The sequence below is a fragment of the Leifsonia sp. Ger2509 genome (assembly GCF_055231915.1).
The window spans coordinates 1,293,287-1,310,061 of sequence record NZ_JBUYVB010000003.1; the positions used below are offsets into that span (position 1 = coordinate 1,293,287).

A 16,775-nucleotide genomic window follows, 5' to 3' on the forward strand; every position below is an offset into this window, starting at 1 on the left:
ACCGCGTGGGTTGCCAGACGCCTCCCAGACACGTCAGTGCGCGAGCGCGGGCACCGTGCGCGGGCGCACGACGAACCAGAGCGCGAGGATGCTCACCGTCGACGTGACCGCCATCACGGCTCCCATCGGCACGGCGTTGCTCACGCCCAGCAGCCCGACGACCGGTGAGATGATTCCAGCGATCCCGAAGTTGGCCGCGCCGAGCAGCGACGCCGCGGTGCCAGCCTCATGGCCGTGGCCGTTCAGCGCCAGCACCTGCACGCAGGGGAAGCCGAACCCACAGGCCGCGATGAAGAACCAGAGTGGGATGACCGTGCCCCAGAGTCCGGCACCCGCTTGGCCGAGGATGACGATCAGCAGCGCGGACACGAGCATGACGACCGTGGTCACCGCCAGGATCCACTGTGGCCCGACGTACTTGGTGATGCGCGCGGATGATTGGACGCCGATGATGATGCCGATCGAGTTCACGGCGAACAGCAGGCCGTACTGCTGCGCGTCGAACCCGTAGATGCCCTGGAAGACGAAGGAACTCGAGGAGAGATAGGCGAAGAGCCCGGTGAAGTTCATCGCGCCGACGATGGCGATGCCGACGAAGACGCGGTCACTCAGCACAGCCTTGTAGCGCTGGCGGGTCGTCGAGTGGCCCGCGTCGTGACGACGTGCCTTCGGGAGGGTCTCGACGATCCACAGGCTCACGCAGATGATCACGAACAACCCGTAGACGGCGAGGACCAGGAAGATGCCGCGCCACGGCATCACGAGCAGCAACTGTGAGCCGAGGACCGGCGCGAGCACAGGCGCGAGGCCGCTGACGAGGGCGAGCCGGCTGAGCATCCGCACGAGGGGACGCCCGCCGAACAGGTCGCGCACCATGGCCATCGCGACCACACCGCCGGCCGCCGCGCCGATGCCCTGAAGCGCGCGGAAGGTGGCCAGGAGTTCGACGTTCGGCGAGAGGGCGGCGCCGACACAGGCGAGGATGTGCACCCCCGTCGCGAGGATCAGCGGGAGCCTGCGGCCGACCTTGTCGCTCCACGGGCCGACGATCAGCTGGCCGAGCCCGAAGCCGATGGTGGTCGCCGTCAGGGTGAGCTGGATCGCAGCCGTCGAGACGCCGAACTCGGTCTCGAGGGTCGGCAGCGCAGGCAGGTACATGTCGATCGTGAACGGCCCGAGCGCGGTCAGGGCGCCGAGGATCAGGATGTACGCCAGCCGCTGGCGGCCGGAAAGCGAGTCACCGGGGTGGACGACGGTAGTCACAGATGTCCTTGGGAAAGGGAACACCGCGGTCGCGTACGACCACGGTGCTGAAGCTGGATGGGGGCGTGCCGGCTCGGGGCCGGCGAAAAGGGCGATGATCGAATCGATTCAATCGAATCGATTCGATCGCGCAGTCATAAGCCTAGCGGATGCTCGGCCGTGGTTGTTACCGTTCCCACTCCTCAGGAATTCAGGAATGTGTGTGACGGATGTGGCCGGAAACGCCGAGCCGCGGCGTTCTGACACCACTCCAGCCGCATCCGTCACACATGTTCCTGAATTCCTGAGCAGACACGGCGCAGTGGGCGGATGGCACGGCGGCCGGGGGTGTGAAGGCACGCCGAGGGGGAAGGCACTTCCATGGCGATGCAAAGCCGAGCGCGAAGGCACGCCCGGGCGCGAAGGCACGCCCCGGCCCGAAGGCACGCCCCGGCCGAAGGCACGCCCCGGGCGGAGGCCCGACCGCGCCTCAGGCGCCGGCGGGATCGGCCAGCAGCGGACCGAACGCCAGCTCGGCCGCGCCGATCATCAGCGACCGCGACCCGAGTTCCGCGCGCGCGATCGCGAGTGACTCCCCCGACGCCTTCAGGGCCTGCGCGGCGACCATCGCGCTCAGCCGTTCCGGCGCCACCTGGTAGAGCGCACCGAGGAATCCGCCGAGCACGATCAGCTGCGGGTTGAAGACGTTCGTCGCGTTGCGCATGGCGACCGCCAGGAACGTCAGCTGCCGGTCGATCTCTTCGGCGACGGCCGGATCGTGCGCCGATACGGCGAGCGCCCGGTCGAGTTCGTCGCTGTCCGCGGTCGGGAGGCCCAGCACGCCCAGCAGCGCGGACTGGTTGACCTCGGTCTCCAGGCAGCCGATCGCGCCGCAGTGGCAGCGCACACCGTTGCTGTTGACGAGCGTGTGGCCGAGCTCTCCCGCGTAGCCGGAGATCCCCGTCATGGGTTCGCCGTTGACGATCACGCCTGCGCCGATACCACTCGCGCCACCGTTGATGTACACGAGGTCGGTCGCAGCCCGGCCCGCACCGAAGTAGCGTTCCGCCGTGGCTCCGAGGGATGCGTCGTTGCCTGAGCGCACGCTGAAACCGGTCGCCTCCTCGAGCATCGCCGTGAACGGTTCGTCCACCCATTCGAGGTTCGGGGCGAGCCGAACGACCCCGTCCGCCTCACGGACGAGGCCAGGAAGGGCCACGCCGATTCCGACGGTGCGCGCGAACGTTCCCAGGTCGGGGCGCAGCCCGTCGACGATCGCGCCGACGATCGCCACAGCTTCCGCTGCCGTGGGCGCGTGCCCGGTGGGATAGCGCACGCGACGATGCAGTGTGCCGTCGAGGCCGACCACGGCCACCGTGATCGCGTCGATCTCGGGGTTGACCGCGATCGCCACCACATCCGGAGCCGCCGTCACGACCGGGCTCGGCCTGCCGACCCGCGTGTTGACGCCCGGCTCGCTCTCGACCACCAGGCCGAGGTCGGCGAGTTCGCCCACGAGCGCGCCGATGGTCGAGCGGTTCAGCCCGGTCGACTGGGTGAGCTTCGACCGCGCAGCCGGTCCCCCGCGGTGCACCAGCCCGAGCACGGTGCCGAGGTTGTGGCGGCGAACCGTGTCGAGGTTGTTTCCGCGCGCGCCGGGAGACACGTCAGTCCGGGGTCCGGTCGGTGCCGGCCTGGCGGGCGTGTCGGGTTGCGCGGTCTGTGCGCGATCGCTCGAAGGTGTCATGGTCCACACGAACCATATCGAACCGCGGCCGGTATCCGTAGCCCGACGCAACCGCCGTACCAGGCGACCCTCCGGGGCGCCGGTCGCTCGTCAGCCTCACCGGACCCATTCGGCCCTTCCGTCAACGGCGGCGATCGTCGCGCCGCCTGCACCGACGTCGCCCGCGTCGACGATGCGGATGCTCCACTCCCGGTCGGCGGGCCCCGTCGCCACCACTCCGTGCGGGCTCCGCGCGACGGTGTAGTCGAAGGAATCGCCGTCAGGGGTGGTGACGGTCACGATCTGGACGGTGTCCGCATCCGCCGGCGCCGGGTACACCGCAAGCGTGAGCCCGTCACGGTAGTCGTAGTCCGGACGGTCGTCGCGGGCACCGATCGGAAGCACAGCGCCTTCGCGCACATAAAGAGGGATGCTCTGGAACCTGTGGTTCTCCCGGCGCCAGGCACCGCCGGCGACGCGCTCATCACTGAAGTAGTTCGTCCAGGTGCCGTCCGGCAGGTAGAACTCGACGTCGCCGGACGCCGAGAAGACCGGCGCCACGAGCACGTCGGCGCCGAGGAGGTACTGGCGGTCCAGGTAGCCGACCGCCGGGTCGTCGGGGAACTCGAGCTGCATCGGCCGCATGACCGGCGTCCCCGAGGTCGACGCCTCACGCCCGGCCGCGAACAGGTAGGGCATGAGCGAGAGTTTCAGCTTCGTGAAGGTGCGGGTGACGTCCACGGCCTCTTCGTCGAACGCCCACGGCACCCGATACGAGTTGCTGCCGTGCAGCCGTGAGTGACTCGACAGCATGCCGAACGCGGTCCAGCGCTTGAACACGCCGGGGTCGGGCGTGCCCTCGAAGCCACCGATGTCGTGACTCCAGAATCCGAAGCCGCTCAACGCCAGGGAGAGTCCGCCGCGCAGGGTCTCGGCCATCGACTCGTAGCTCGACGTATTGTCGCCGCCCCAGTGCACCGGCATCTGCTGGCCGCCGGCCGTGGCCGAACGGGCGAACAGCACCGCCTCGCCCTCGCCGCGGACACGCTGGAGCACGTCGAACACGGCCTGGTTGTACAGCTGCGTGTAGTAGTTGTGCATTCGCTCCGGGCTCGACCCGTCGAAGTAGTCGACCTGCAGCGGGATGCGCTCGCCGAAGTCGGTCTTGAACGCGTCGACCCCCTGGCTCAGCAGGTGACGGAGCTTGTCCTGGTACCAGGCGGTGGCATCCGGGTTCGTGAAGTCGACCAGCGCCATCCCGGCCTGCCAGAGGTCCCACTGCCAGACGGAGCCGTCCGGCCGCTTGACGAGATACCCGGCGTCCGCGGCCTCGGCGAAGAGTGGCGAGCGCTGGCCGATGTACGGATTGATCCACACGCAGAGGTGCAGGTCCTTCTCGTGGAGGCGGGCGAGCATCCCCTCGGGGTCCGGGAACGTGCGCGGGTCCCATTCGAAGTCGCACCAGTTGAATTCGCGCATCCAGAAGCAGTCGAAGTGGAACACCGACAGCGGGAGGTCACGTTCGGCCATCCCGTCGATGAAACTCGAGACTGTCGCCTCGTCGTAGGCGGTCGTGAAGCTGGTGGAGAGCCAGAGTCCGAACGACCAGGCGGGCACCGAGGCCGGCCGGCCGGTGAGCGCGGTGTAGCGTTCCAGGATCTCCTTCGGCGTCGGGCCGTAGATCACGTAGTACTGGAGGCTCTCGCCGGGGACCGAGAACTGCACCCGCTCGACCGACTCGGAACCGATCTCGTACGAGACGTGGCCCGGGTGGTCGACGAGCACGCCGTAGCCGCGGTTGGTCAGATAGAACGGAACGTTCTTGTACGCCTGCTCGCTCGAGGTTCCGCCGTCGGCGTTCCAGATGTCGACGACCTGCCCGTTCTTGACCAGCGGTCCGAAGCGTTCGCCGAGTCCGTAGACCAGTTCGCCGACACCGATCGAGAGCTGTTCGTGCACGTAGGTCGTGGGGCGCGACGGATGCTGCGTGTCGGCGACCCGTGCGTTGCCTACGATCCCGCTGGTCACCTCGGCGTCGGGCGCGACCTGCATGTAGCCGACGGATTTGTGGCCGCTCGAGGTGAGCGTGCGGCCACCGGCCGCGAACGCCAGATCCCACGGCGCACCGCCGGCGATGGTCGCGCTGAGGTGGCCGCTGGTGAGGACACCCGCGCCGTCGTGCACCTCGGCGACGCCGTGCCCGTCCTCGGTGAAGAGCTCGAACCCGCGCTCACGGCGGCCGCCCTGGAAGTGCTCGATCTTCACGCCGACGATGTCCGGGAGCGGCGAGGTCAGCGTCACGGTGAGCGTCGCGCGGTTCAGCGTGTCGCCCCGCGACTCGATCTTCTTGGTCGGGGCGGTCACTGTCAGCGAGCGCTCGCCCGCGACGATGTCGAACGCTTCGGCCGCGTACAGCGGCGTCACTCCCGGTCGGGTCTGCCAGAAACCATCGGTGAACTTCACTCGGTGTTGTCCTTACTGCGTGGGTGGAAGTCGGCCAGCGTGCGCCGTTATTTCACGGCGCCCGCGGTGATGCCGCGGGTCAGCGTGCGCTGGAAGATCAAGAAGAAGATGAGGGTCGGGATGAGGCCGAGGAGGGCGGATGCACTCGTCGTGGTCACATCCATCAACCGGTCGCCCTGCAGAACGCTGATCGCGACGGGCACGGTCTGGTTGTCGTTGCTCACGAGGAATGTCAGCGGGATCAGGAATTCGTTCCAGGTCCAGATGAAGAAGAAGATGAGCAGCACGCTGAGCGTCGGCCGGGAGATCGGCACCACGACGCGCCACAGGATGCGCCACCGGCCCGCGCCGTCGATCGACGCCGCCTCGAGGATCTCCTTGGGGAACGTGCCGTAGACGCTCGAGAGAAGGTAGGTGCCGAACGCGCTCTGGATCACCGTGAAGATAATGATCACGCTCCACACGTTGTCGTACAGCCCGACCTGCTTGAACATGAAGTACAGCGGGTAGAGCAGTGCTTCCTGTGGCAGCATGTTGGCCAGCAGGAAGAGCACGATGATCCAGGTGCGTGCCTTCACCCGCCCGATGCCGAGCGCGTAGGCGTTCAGCACCGAGATCACGACGGCGAGGATCGAGACGACGCCGCTGATGAAGATGGAGTTCCAGAGCTTCAGGGGGAAGTCGACGCGGTTCCAGAAGTTGACGATGCCGTCGAAGTAGAGGTGCATCGGCAGTTGCAGCGGACCGCCCTGGTTGTAGTCGGTCGGCGACTTGAACGAGTTGAGCAGGATCATCAGGAACGGCACGGCGATGACCAGCCCGATCACGATGGCGGCGATCAGGATGATCCAGTCGGAGGCTTTGCGTTTCGGCTTCTGCCTGTGCAGGCGCTTTCCGGATGAGGACAGCACCTTCGCGTCCTCGTCACGTTCGCGAGGGCTCTGCTTCTGCGGGGCGAGTGTAGTGGACATCAGCGCTCGTTCTCCCTGCGCTCGGCCCGGTTCTGGGCGAAGATGAATCCGGTCGCGACGATGACGATCAGCACGGTCAGCGCTGTGGCGATCGTGGCTCCGTAGCCGACCTGCTGGCTCTGGAAGAACTCGCTGTACGAGTAGTAGCTGGGCACGATCGTCGACGTGCCGGGGCCGCCGCGGGTGAGCGTGTAGATCGGCCCGAACACTTTGAGGGCTGCGATCGTGCAGGTGAGGGTGACGACGAAGATCTCCGGACGGATGATGCTGACCGTGATCGAGCGGAACCGCTGGAACCAGTTGGCGCCGTCGAGCTCAGCGGCCTCGTAGAGCTCGGGGTCGACACGTTGCAGGGCGGCCATGAAGATGACGATCGGGTAGCCGAGCTGCACCCACACCATGATCGCCATGATGCTGAGGAGCGCGGTGTCTGGGCTGCCCAGCCAGTCGTGGGCGAGAGCGCCGAGACCGATCTTCTCGAGGATCGTGTTCAGCGCCCCGTTGTCCGGCCGGAGGATCCAGCCGATGACGATGGCCGCGATCACCACGGGGAGGATCTGCGGAAGGTAGTAGGTCGCGCGGAGGAAGCTGGCGAGCTTGCCGCCGAACTTCTTGCCCACGAGGTCGAACAGCATGGCAGCGAGCACCAGGCCGAGGAGGGTGGGGATGATCACCATGGCCACGATCATCGCGACGCTGTTGCCGAACGAGGTCCAGAACTTCTCGTCGCCGAACAGTTTCGTCCAGTTGGCGAGACCGATCCATTTCGGGGGCCGGATGCCGCGATAGCTGGTGAAGCTCAGGTAGACGTTCCAGATGAGCGGAACGATCACGATCACGAGGAGGAGGACGAAGCCGGGGACCAGGTAGAGCCAGAAGCTCCCCCGCCCGCTCGACGGGAGCAGCGCATCCGCTGTCCGGCGCTTCTTCACGCGCGGTCGCTCGGCGACAGCAGCATCGGCCATGATGGGAATCCTTTCGGCCTTTCGATCCGACGAGCGCAGGAAAAGTGGGCTTCAGCCGCGGGCTTTCGCCCACCTTTCCTGTGCTCGACCGGGGGTGTTACTGGTTGACGATCTGGTCGACGCCGTCCTGGTACTCGCTGCCGAGCTCCTTGTTGACGTCGGCCGGCGACTTGCCGTTGATGAGCTCCTGCAGGCCGGCGTTCAGCTGGTCGTAGAAGGTCGGGGTGGGCCAGTCGGGGTAGAAGCCGATGCCGTCTTCAGCCGTGAGGGCGTTGAAGTTGGCGATGAGCTCCTTGCTCTTCGGGTCCGTGATGTCTGCGGTCTTCGCGGCCACCGGCACACCACCGTTGTTGCCGATGATCGACTGGATCTGCGGGCGCATCGTGATGTCGATGAACTTGTAGGCGAGTTCCTTGTTCTTCGCGTTCTCCGGGACGACCCACATGTTTCCACCCGAACCCGGCGACATCTTCACACCCGGGAAGAGGAAGGTGCCCCACTGGTAGTTCTTGATCTCGGTCTGGAACCGTCCGTACCACCAGCTGCCGGAGAAGAAGATCGGGTATTTGCCCGCCTCGAAGGCGGTCCCGGCGTCTTCCGCCTTGAGGCCGCTGGCGCTCTTCGAGATGTAGCCCTTCTTCACCCAGTCGTCCACGGTCTTGGTGGCTGTGCTGAGCTCCGTGCCCTGCCAGTTCACCTCGCCCTTGTAGAGCTGGTAGTCGTCGACCCAGCTGCGGTCGGCCTTGCTCAGCGCCAGCTGGTACCAGAGCTGTCCGAGGGGGTACTCCGCGGCCGACTCGGCGAGCGGGGTGATGCCGTTGTCCTTGAACTTCTGGAGCGCGGCGACGAACTCGTCCATCGTCTTCGGCACGGCGATGCCGTACTTCGAGAACATGTCCTTGTTGTAGTAGACCTCGACGTACTCGCCGTAGTTCGGGACGCCGTACCAGTTGCCGGAGCCCATGATGCCCTTGTCGTCGTACTTGGCGGTGGTCTGGAGGCTCGGTGCGAGCTTCTTGTCCCACCCGTACTTCTTGACGGCGTCGTCGAGGTTGGTCAGGAGGCCCTGGCTCGAGAGCAGGCCCGCTGTCGCGTTGCCCTTGTTGTACTCGAGGATGTCGGGAGCCTGGTTCGAGTTGAGCACCTGGCTGGCCGTGGAGCGGATCTGCTCGAAGCTCTTCGCTTCGAACCTGACCTTGGCGCCGGTCTCCTTCTCGAAGGTCGTGATGGCCTGGTTCCAGGCCTTGCCCATCGCGCTGTCCGCACCCTCGTAGTGCCAGAGGGTGAGGGTCTTGCCTTTGCCGTTGGTGCTGTCGTCCGAGCCGGATCCGCTTGCGCAGCCGGCGAGCAGCAGTGCGCCCGCGGCCAGAGCGGCCCCGATGGCGAGATGCCTCTTACGCATCCTTTACCTCCTTGTAGTGGAGTGGACGCGCTCTTGCAGGCTTCGCAGCCACTCCGATGCAATTTGTTGACGAGGGCAACATAAGCACAAGTTTCGATGTCACGCAAGCTTGAATTGCAAATTGTTCCCCGTCGTTTCGCTGGCGAACGATAAGTTCCACTCCCCAACATTGTTCGGTTTTCGAAACGCCGCGCGCGGGCAAGGATGCGGCACTACCGGCCGATCAGGCCCGCGAACGGACCTTTCAGGCGACCAGCGCGGGCCGGATCGGCGATCAGATCGGCGAAGACCAACTCCGCCGCACCGATGAGCAACTGGTCGGAGCCGAGCTCCGCAAGGCGCACCTGCAGGCCGTCGCGCGCCGAGCGCACGACCGGTCCGAGAATGTCGACGTCACCATCCCGGCCCGCCCCGCGGTAGAGGTCGGCCAGGAAACCGCCGAGCACCACCACGCTCGGATTGAAGACGTTCACGGCGTTACGCACGGCGATGGACAGCAGGTCGAGGTCGCGCTGGACGAGGGCGTGGACGGCCGGGTCGCTGGAGTCGGCCAGCGCATCCTCGAGCCCCGAAGCATCCGCCGAGGAGAGCCCGACGGCCGACAGGAGAGCGCCCTGGGTGACCTCGGCCTCGAGGCAGCCGCGTGCGCCGCAATAGCAGGCGAGGCCGTCGCTGTGCACGAAGGTGTGTCCGAACTCGCCCGCATACCCCGCCGCGCCGGTGACCAGGCGGCCACCGCTGACGACGCCGCCGCCGATTCCGCTGGGGCCGCCGATGAAGTACACGAAGTCGTCGATTCCGCGGCCCGTCCCGAACGCGCTTTCAGCACGCATCCCCAGGACGGCGGCGTTCGCAGCCCAGACGCGCTGGCCCGTCGCTGCTTCGAGCATCGCTGCCAGCGGCTCGTCGGCCCAGCCGAAGTGAGTGGCCTCACGGACCATCCCGTCGGCCAGCCGCACCTGTCCGGGAACAGCGACGCCGATGCCCGCCACCCGGATGCTGTCGTCGACGCCGGCGAGCATCCCGGCGATGGCCGCGGACGCGAGCGTCACGACCTCGGATGCGGTGCGCACCGACGCGGTCTCCATCCGGATGCGCTTGAGAACGTGCCCGCCCATCCCCACCAATCCGAGGATGAGCGCGTCGACTTCGGGGTTGACGGCGATCGCGACGGTCGAGGTTCCGACCCGGACGACAGGGCTCGGGCGTCCGGCCCTGGCGGCGCCGACGGGGGCGGTCTCCTCGACGAGCCCGAGGTCCACGAGCTCCGCGACCAGGTCGCCGACCGTCGAGCGGTTGAGGCGCGTGAGCTGCGTGAGCTCGGCGCGCGAGAGGGCGTTCTCGCGATGCACGAGGTTCAGGACGGCGGACAGGTTGTCGCGTCGCAGCTGGTCGGTCGTGCCGCTCTTGATCGCGGTCGCGGTCGGGCTGGTCATGGCATCGACCCTAACGCGCCGGACGCCTCGTGGTCACATTTTGTCCCCGCACACAACAAAACTGCGAGAATGTCCCTGACACGCTGGTCGACCGACCGCAAATATGCCGCAGCACAGCAGACGTCGCCACGAGAAGAAAGCAGGACAGTGCCGCTCACCGATCTGACGCTCGACGAACTCGTCGCGTTCCGCCCGTCCGTCGCCCAGCCCGCCGACTTCGACGCGTTCTGGGCTCGGACGCTCAGCGAGTCGAGGTCGCTCGCCGCAGCGCCGGACCTCACTCCCGCATCCACACCGATCACGGAGCTCGTCGTCGAAGACCTGCGGTTCAGCGGGTTCGGCGGCGAGCGCGTCGCCGGATGGGTGACCCGGCCGAGCGGCGACGCGCCCCGACCCGCAGTCATCGAGTACGTGGGCTACAACGGCGGCCGTGGCCTGCCGGGCGAGCGCGTGCTGTGGGCGCTCGCGGGTTACGTCCACATCGTGATGGACACCCGCGGACAGGGCAGCGGATGGGGCACCGGCGGCGACACGCCCGACCCGCACGGCTCCGGCCCAGCGTCGGCCGGCTTCATGACGCGCGGCATCCTCGACAGGGACGAGTACTACTACCGCCGGGTGTTCACCGACGCCGCGCTTCTCGTCGATGCCGTCGCAGGCCTCGGCTTCGTCGATCCGGCGCGCATCGCGGTCACGGGCGGCAGCCAGGGCGGGGGCATCGCACTCGCGACGGCAGCCCTCGCGCCCGCCGTCCGCGCGGTCATGCCCGATGTGCCGTTCCTGGCCGCTTTCCGACGCGGGGCCGAGATCGGGATGTCGGACCCGTTCGCCGAGATCGCACGCTACCTCTCGGTGCACCGCACGCACACCGGGCAGGTCTTCGAGACGCTCTCGTACTTCGACGGTGTGAACTTCGCCGAGCGCGTCACCGCGCCCGCACTCTTCTCGGTCGCCCTGATGGACGACATCGTTCCGCCGTCGACGATCTACGCTGCATACAACAACCTCGCTTCGGCGGATCGCGCGATCGACGTCTACGAGTTCAACAACCACGAGGGCGGCCAGACCGAGCACTGGCAGCGGCAGGCCGCCTGGCTCGCCGACCGTCTCTGACGGACGCTTTCTGTCGAGTTGGCAGTTGTTGCGGTTCAGCCCCACGCCGAAGCGGCAACAACTGTCAACTCATCGTCGGCAGCGGCGGGGGGCCGGGCGCGGGGGAGGAATCAGGGCTGGGGCGCCAGGGCGACCGGCTCGGGCCGTTCGACCGTGCTGGCCAGCTCGACGACGCGGTGCTCGCGCCCCGCTGTGATGACCGACTCCATGATCTCGAGCACGTGGAACGCCAGCTCGCCAGATGCGCGGTGTGGCCGGCCGGTCTCGATCCCGCGGGCCATGTCGGCGAGACCGAACCCGCGCCCCGCATCCACATAGCCTGCCGTGGCGGGCAGCTCCACCCACTCCCTGTTGTCCGCCGTGGCGACGGACACGATGTCTGAGAACTGGTTCGGGTCGGGCACCAGGATGCTGCCCGCGGTTCCATAGATCTCGAAGAGCGGTGCGCGCGTGGCCCAGACCTCGAAGCTCACGGTGACCGTGGAGATCACGCCGTTCGCGTGTTCGAGGATGGCGGTCACATGCGTGTCGACGTCGACGGGGATGCCCGCACCCGCGTTCGGTCCGGTGGCGATCGTGCGGTCACGACTCGACCGCGCCACGGCCCCCGAGACCCGGACCACCGGCCCGAAGAAGCTCACGAGGCTGGTCAGGTAGTACGGACCCATGTCGTAGAGCGGACCGCCGCCGGGCTGGTAGTAGAAGCCGGGAGCCGGATGCCACAGCTCGTGCCCGGGCGCCGTCCAGTGCACGGATGCGCCGACCGGGTCCCCGATGCGGCCGGCGTCGAGCAGCGCGCGGGTCGTCTGGATGCCCGTGCCGAGGACGGTGTCCGGTGCGGCACCCACCCGGAGCCCGGCATCGCCCGCTCCTGACAGCACGCTCGCAGCCTCCGACGTCGTCAGCGCCAGCGGCTTCTCACCGTAGACGTGCTTGCCCGCATCGAGCGCCCGCAGCGCCACCTCGGCGTGCGCCGCCGGGATCGTCAGGTTCAGGATCACATCGACGCCGGGGTCGGACAGGATCGCGTCCACGCTCAACGCGCGCGTCCCCTGCGCTTCGGCGACGGATGCGGCACGCGCGACGTCGAGGTCGGCCACGGCCGCGAGCCTCAGGTTGGGAAGCTTCGGGAACGAAGCGAAGTACTGGTTGCTGATGACGCCGACTCCGACGACTCCGACGTTCAATGCGCTGCCCACAGCAGCCCCCTCTCGATGATGGTCCGCACGTTCGGATCCTCGACGACCTCGATGCGGTGGCCGGGCGCCGATACGAAGATCCGCCCCTTCCCCCACTGCCTCGTCCAGATGGCGGGGGCCGTGACCGGCCGGTTCCACGCATCCCACGGGCGCACGTCCTGCGTGGTGGTCGCCAGCACGTCGTTGTACTCGTCGCTGAGCACCCAGTACTGCTCCGTTACCAGATCGAAGTCGTCGATTCCAGCAGTGATCGGGTGCTTCTTGCCGAGCTCGGTGATATGTACCGTATACGGAATATAGTTGTCCGACTGCTCGCCGATGCGCTCTGCCGGGTCCTTGCCCGCGTGGTGGGCGAACTGGCCGCCGATCATGTGCAGGTAATCGGCGTTGTTCCGGTACGAGTCGGCGATGCCGCCGTGCCAGCCGGCCAGACCCGTGCCACCCAGCACTGCGCGCTGGAGCCCGTCGAACTCCGCGGGCTCGATCGTGCTCATCGTCACGACCTGCACGATGAGGTCGACGGTGTCCATCACGTCCGCGTCGGCATAGACCGCCGTGCCGTCCTCCACCCGAACGTCGAAGCCGTTGGCCTCCAGGAACGGGATGAACAGGCCAGTGGTCTCGACGGGCATGTGGCCGTCCCATCCGCCACGGACGACGAGTGCCTGCCTGCCGGTCATCGGGTTCCCGTCCATGCGCTGCCGTTGCCAGCGCTCGTCTCGACCGCGTCGAGGACGCGCTGCACCTGCAGACCGTCGGCGAACGACGGCTCCGGGTCGCGCCCGGCCGTGATATCGGAGACGAAGTCGCGGATCTCGTGCGAGAAGGCGTGCTCGTAGCCGATCAGGTGCCCGGTCGGCCACCAGTTGCCGACGTACGGATGCTCGGGCTCGGTGACGAGGATGCGCGTGAAGCCCTGCTCCCCCGCCGGCGCCGTCGCGTCGTAGAACTGCAGTTCGTTCATCGACTCCAGGTCGAACGCGATCGCGCCGCGGTTGCCGCTGATCTCGATGCGGAAGGCGTTCTTGCGGCCGGTCGCATACCGGGTCGCCTCGAAGGAGCCGATCGCTCCGCCGGAGAGTCGTCCGGTGAACCAGGCCGCGTCGTCGACCGTGACCTGGCCGCGCTCGGCGGAGGCCGTGCCCCCGAGGCCGCGTCCCTCGCCAAGGAGGGGCCGCTCGGTCACGAACGTCGCGAGCGTCCCGCTGACGGACTCGACGGTCGTGCCCGTCAGGTACTGGATCATGTCGATGGCGTGGGCTCCGATGTCGCCGAGCGACCCCGAGCCCGCCAGCGCCTTGTCGAGGCGCCACGTCATCGGACCGTTCTCGTCGACGAGCCAGTCCTGCAGGTACTCGGCGCGGGTCTGGCGGATGTCGCCGAGGCGACCGTCCGCGATGAGTTGACGCGCGTATCCGATCGCCGGGACCCTGCGATAGCTGAAACCGACCATCGAGCGGATGCCGCGCGCTGCAGCGCGCTCGGCTGCTTCGACCATCCGCTCGGCTTCGGCGACAGTGTTGGCGAGCGGCTTCTCGCACAGGACGTGCTTGCCTGCGTCGAGGGCCGCGATAGCGATCTCGGCGTGGGAATCGCCCGGCGAGCAGATGTCGACGACGTCGATCTCCGGGTCGTCGATCACCCGGCGCCAGTCGGTCTCGGCGCGCAGCCAGCCGAACTTCTCGCGCGCCTCCTCGACGCGCTGCGCGTCCCGGCCGACGATGACGCTCATCACCGGCTCGACGTCGAGGTCGAAGAACCGCGGGGCGACCCGCCAGCCCTGGGAGTGCGCCGCACCCATGAAGCCGTAACCGACCATCGCGACGCGCAGGTGAGGCTTATCAGAGCCCATAGCTCACTCCTTCGAAAATCGGGATTTGTACGATGAAACCACGAACCCGTCGCAGCCTCCTACGCCGCACGCGCTATTCGGCAGGAATTCCGGCACCGACCGCGTCGGCCTCCATCAGTTCCACGCGCACCTCGACCAGCCGACGGTCCGCAGCGGTCACCGGGTGGGCATCCCCGACCAGCGTGAGCGATGCGGACGTCTCGCGCTCCGCGCACGACGGCCCGACCCAGAGGTCGATCTGCCCGGCTTCGACGATGCGCGTGAACGAGCGGTCGGTGAACGCGAGGCGGGTCGTCGGCACGTCGAACTCGACGATCGCCTCGTCGCCGGGGGCGAGGTCGACGCGCGTGTACCCGACGAGTTGGGCGACAGGACGGGTGACGGATGCGTACACGTCGTGCGCGTACAGCTGCACCAGGTCGGTGCCCGCGACGTCGCCGGTGTTTCGCACGCGCACGCTCGCGCGGAACGCTCCCCCGGTCGCCGCCTCGGCATCCACCGCCAGGTCGGTCCGCTCGAACGTCGTGTAGGTGAGCCCGTGGCCGAACGGGAGCACCGGGGTGCTGTCGGCGCTCGTGATCTCCGACGAGCCGCCGAGCTTCGGGTGCAGGTAGGAGTACGGCTGGGCGCCTGCCGAACGGGGAAGGGAGACGGGCAGGTGGCCCGATGGTGCGGTGCGGCCGGAGAGCACCGCAGCGATCGCGCGGCCGCCCTCTTCGCCGGGAAAGAACGCCTGGAGCAGCGCGCCGGGAGCGGACGCACCACTGACGGCCCAGTCCAGTTCGTACGGGCGACCCGAGAGCACGACCATCACGACGGGCTTTCCCGTGCGCGTGACTGCTTCGACCAGGTCGCGCTGGACACCGGGGAGCGCCAGGCTCTCGACGTCGTTGCCCTCGCCGACGGTTCCCCGCCCGAAGAGGCCCGCACGGTCGCCGACGATCACGAGCGCGACGTCGGCCGCCTGCACGGCTGCGACAGCGTCCGCGATTCCGGAGGTGTCATCGCCCTCGACCGCGCAGCCTGCAACGTGCGTGATGGCGGCGCCGGGAAACTCGTCGCGCACCGAGTCGAGCACGGAAGGGATGCTCACACCCAGCTCGACACCGGGATGGTGCGCGAGCACGTGGTTGACGAACGAATAGCACCCCATGAGCGCTTCGGCCGAAGCGGCGTTCGGGCCGACGACGGCGATGCGCAGGTTCTCCTGCTGCGGCGAAAGCGGCAAGACCCCGCTGTTCGTCAGCAGCACGAGCGACTCCTCGGCGAGCTGCCTGGCGGTCGCTCTGTGCTCCGGTGTGTCGAGATCGATGGAGGCCGGCGGCTCGGCGAAGGTCTCGTCGAACAGGCCGAGCTCCTCCTTCTGCGCGAGGACGCGCAGCACGGACCGATCGACGAACTCCACATCCAGCCTGCCGTCGCGCACGCGCTTCGCGAGCGGTTCGAGGAACGCGTCTCCGGTCGGCAGCTCCACATCGATGCCCGCGGCCAGAGCGAGTTCCGCCGCTTCACCCAGATCGGCCGCGACGGCGTGCATGGTGTGCAGGAAGGCGACCGCGAAGTAGTCGGACACGACGACCCCGTCGAAGCCCCACTCGTCGCGGAGGATGCCCGTGAGGTATTCGGGGGTGCCCGCGACGGGCACGCCGTCGATCTCCGCGTACGAGTTCATCACCGAGCGCACTCCGCCGTCGCGGAGCGCCATCTCGAACGGAGGGAGCAGCACGTCGCGCAGTTCCCGCGCCCCGGCGTGCACCGGCGCGTGGTTCCGTCCTGCCTGCGACGCGGAGTAGCCGACGAAGTGCTTCAGCGTCGCGTGCACGCCGGACTCCTGGAGCCCGCGCACGTACGCGGTCCCGATCGTGCCGACGACATAGGGATCCTCCGCGATCGCCTCGTCGACCCGGCCCCAGCGTGGATCGCGGATGACGTCGAGCACGGGAGCGAGGCCCTGGTGGATGCCCAGCTCGCGCATCGAGGCGCCGATCTGCCGACCCATCCGCTCCACGAGCTCAGGGTCGAACGATGCACCCCACGCGAGCGGCGTCGGGAAGGTCGCGGCCTTCCACGCGGCGAGGCCGGTGAGGCACTCCTCGTGGACGATCGCGGGGATGCCCAGCCGGGTCTCCTCCCGCAGACGCCGCTGCTCCGACCAAAGCCAGTTCGCTCGCTCGACCGGGTCCACCGGGCGCGTGCCGTAGACCCGCGTGAGGTGCCCGATGCCGTGGATGGTCGCCTCCGCATAGTCCGACGAGTTGGCCATCTCGCCGGCCATCGGGGCGACCACCTCGTCACCCTTGTCGACCCAGAATCCGACGAGCTGTGCGAGCTTCTCCTCGAGCGTCATGGAGGCGAACAGGCTCTGCACGCGGGCAGAGACCAACGGAAGATCGGAATTGATCATGA

The 16,775-nt window shown here is 67.9% G+C and carries 12 protein-coding genes; 1 reads left to right on the forward strand and 11 read right to left on the reverse strand.

Annotation, left to right across the window (positions count from 1 at the left end):
- Window positions 1-33 precede the first annotated feature (33 nt).
- The 7 genes from ACV7NN_RS06460 to ACV7NN_RS06490 all read right to left on the reverse strand — a co-directional run bounded on the left by ACV7NN_RS06460 (window position 34) and on the right by ACV7NN_RS06490 (window position 10,205).
- Entirely contained in the window at window positions 34-1,263 is a 1,230-nt protein-coding gene (locus tag ACV7NN_RS06460; RefSeq protein ID WP_463348751.1) for a multidrug effflux MFS transporter, read from the reverse strand.
- A gap of 469 nt (window positions 1,264-1,732) precedes the next feature.
- Complete coding sequence (locus ACV7NN_RS06465) at window positions 1,733-2,989, reverse strand: ROK family protein (RefSeq protein WP_463348752.1); 1,257 nt, start codon at window positions 2,987-2,989, stop codon at window positions 1,733-1,735.
- A 96-nt stretch (window positions 2,990-3,085) separates the two neighbouring features.
- Window positions 3,086-5,431 carry an alpha-xylosidase gene (gene yicI / locus ACV7NN_RS06470; protein ID WP_463348753.1) on the reverse strand — a complete coding sequence of 782 codons (2,346 nt, stop codon included), beginning with the start codon at window positions 5,429-5,431 and terminating at the stop codon, window positions 3,086-3,088.
- A 47-nt stretch (window positions 5,432-5,478) separates the two neighbouring features.
- On the reverse strand, window positions 5,479-6,402 hold the full coding sequence (locus tag ACV7NN_RS06475) for a carbohydrate ABC transporter permease (RefSeq protein WP_463348754.1): 924 nt from the start codon (window positions 6,400-6,402) through the stop codon (window positions 5,479-5,481).
- Window positions 6,402-7,367: a carbohydrate ABC transporter permease gene (locus tag ACV7NN_RS06480; RefSeq protein ID WP_463348755.1), complete on the reverse strand. Its 966-nt coding sequence runs from the start codon at window positions 7,365-7,367 to the stop codon at window positions 6,402-6,404. The genes ACV7NN_RS06475 and ACV7NN_RS06480 overlap by 1 nt, the downstream gene beginning before the upstream one ends.
- Before the next feature lie 97 nt (window positions 7,368-7,464).
- Entirely contained in the window at window positions 7,465-8,769 is a 1,305-nt protein-coding gene (locus ACV7NN_RS06485) for an ABC transporter substrate-binding protein (protein WP_463348756.1), read from the reverse strand.
- Window positions 8,770-8,981: 212 nt separating this feature from the next.
- The gene (locus ACV7NN_RS06490) at window positions 8,982-10,205 is read right to left on the reverse strand and encodes an ROK family transcriptional regulator (protein WP_463348757.1); all 1,224 of its coding nucleotides are present in this window, start codon (window positions 10,203-10,205) and stop codon (window positions 8,982-8,984) included.
- Window positions 10,206-10,352: 147 nt separating this feature from the next.
- On the opposite strand from ACV7NN_RS06490, the gene ACV7NN_RS06495 reads away from it, so the two are divergent.
- Complete coding sequence (locus tag ACV7NN_RS06495) at window positions 10,353-11,318, forward strand: acetylxylan esterase (protein WP_463351248.1); 966 nt, start codon at window positions 10,353-10,355, stop codon at window positions 11,316-11,318.
- A 110-nt stretch (window positions 11,319-11,428) separates the two neighbouring features.
- Here ACV7NN_RS06495 and ACV7NN_RS06500 read toward each other — a convergent pair whose 3' ends face one another.
- The 4 genes from ACV7NN_RS06500 to ACV7NN_RS06515 form a co-directional block, all read right to left on the reverse strand.
- Entirely contained in the window at window positions 11,429-12,517 is a 1,089-nt protein-coding gene (locus tag ACV7NN_RS06500; RefSeq protein WP_463348758.1) for a Gfo/Idh/MocA family protein, read from the reverse strand.
- Window positions 12,502-13,197 (reverse strand): ThuA domain-containing protein, encoded by a 696-nt coding sequence (locus ACV7NN_RS06505; protein WP_463348759.1) that lies wholly within the window; start codon window positions 13,195-13,197, stop codon window positions 12,502-12,504. Before ACV7NN_RS06505 ends, ACV7NN_RS06500 begins: the two co-directional genes overlap by 16 nt.
- Window positions 13,194-14,369, reverse strand: coding sequence for a Gfo/Idh/MocA family protein (locus ACV7NN_RS06510; RefSeq protein WP_463348760.1), 1,176 nt, complete (start codon window positions 14,367-14,369; stop codon window positions 13,194-13,196). Before ACV7NN_RS06510 ends, ACV7NN_RS06505 begins: the two co-directional genes overlap by 4 nt.
- A gap of 73 nt (window positions 14,370-14,442) precedes the next feature.
- Entirely contained in the window at window positions 14,443-16,773 is a 2,331-nt protein-coding gene (locus ACV7NN_RS06515) for a beta-xylosidase/alpha-l-arabinosidase (protein WP_463348761.1), read from the reverse strand.
- Between the last annotated feature and the right edge of the window lie 2 nt (window positions 16,774-16,775).

What these genes read in the sequence shown, in the direction of transcription:
- ACV7NN_RS06465 (WP_463348752.1), bottom strand. Translation starts at nt 2,989, where the DNA reads ATGACACCTTCGAGCGATCGCGCACAGACCGCGCAACCCGACACGCCC.
- ACV7NN_RS06505 (WP_463348759.1), bottom strand. Translation starts at nt 13,197, where the DNA reads ATGACCGGCAGGCAGGCACTCGTCGTCCGTGGCGGATGGGACGGCCAC.
- ACV7NN_RS06480 (WP_463348755.1), bottom strand. Translation starts at nt 7,367, where the DNA reads ATGGCCGATGCTGCTGTCGCCGAGCGACCGCGCGTGAAGAAGCGCCGG.
- ACV7NN_RS06475 (WP_463348754.1), bottom strand. Translation starts at nt 6,402, where the DNA reads ATGTCCACTACACTCGCCCCGCAGAAGCAGAGCCCTCGCGAACGTGAC.
- ACV7NN_RS06510 (WP_463348760.1), bottom strand. Translation starts at nt 14,369, where the DNA reads ATGGGCTCTGATAAGCCTCACCTGCGCGTCGCGATGGTCGGTTACGGC.
- ACV7NN_RS06485 (WP_463348756.1), bottom strand. Translation starts at nt 8,769, where the DNA reads ATGCGTAAGAGGCATCTCGCCATCGGGGCCGCTCTGGCCGCGGGCGCA.
- ACV7NN_RS06515 (WP_463348761.1), bottom strand. Translation starts at nt 16,773, where the DNA reads ATGATCAATTCCGATCTTCCGTTGGTCTCTGCCCGCGTGCAGAGCCTG.
- ACV7NN_RS06490 (WP_463348757.1), bottom strand. Translation starts at nt 10,205, where the DNA reads ATGACCAGCCCGACCGCGACCGCGATCAAGAGCGGCACGACCGACCAG.